Source organism: Actinacidiphila cocklensis, assembly GCF_907177275.1.
Classification (GTDB): domain Bacteria; phylum Actinomycetota; class Actinomycetes; order Streptomycetales; family Streptomycetaceae; genus Actinacidiphila; species Actinacidiphila cocklensis.
Genome location: NZ_CAJSLV010000038.1, coordinates 1 through 558, shown reverse-complemented (window position 1 = coordinate 558; position 558 = coordinate 1). Strand labels below are relative to the sequence as shown.

Annotated in this window: 1 rRNA gene; it reads left to right on the top strand. The window is 55.9% G+C overall.

Features of this window, described 5'->3' with window-relative positions:
* Window positions 1-558 (top strand): 23S ribosomal RNA (locus tag NFU81_RS05895); the annotation flags it as partial.

The following is a 558-nucleotide window of genomic DNA, read 5'->3' as shown; positions in this document are numbered from 1 at the left end:
GTAGGTAAGTGATGGGGTGACGCAGGAAGGTAGTCCAGCCCGGGCGGTGGTTGTCCCGGGGTAAGGGTGTAGCCCGAGGAATAGGCAAATCCGTTCCTCATACAGGGTGAGACCTGATGCCGAGCCGATTGTGGTGAAGTGGATGATCCTATGCTGTCGAGAAAAGCCTCTAGCGAGTTTTACGGCGGCCCGTACCCTAAACCGACTCAGGTGGTCAGGTAGAGAATACCGAGGCGTTCGGGTGAACTATGGTTAAGGAACTCGGCAAAATGCCCCCGTAACTTCGGGAGAAGGGGGGCCATGTCTGGTGATCCGTCTTGCACGGTGAGCTGGGTGTGGCCGCAGAGACCAGCGAGAAGCGACTGTTTACTAAAAACACAGGTCCGTGCGAAGCCGTAAGGCGATGTATACGGACTGACGCCTGCCCGGTGCTGGAACGTTAAGGGGACCGGTTAGTCACACTTCGGTGTGGCGAAGCTGAGAACTTAAGCGCCAGTAAACGGCGGTGGTAACTATAACCATCCTAAGGTAGCGAAATTCCTTGTCGGGTAAGTTCCG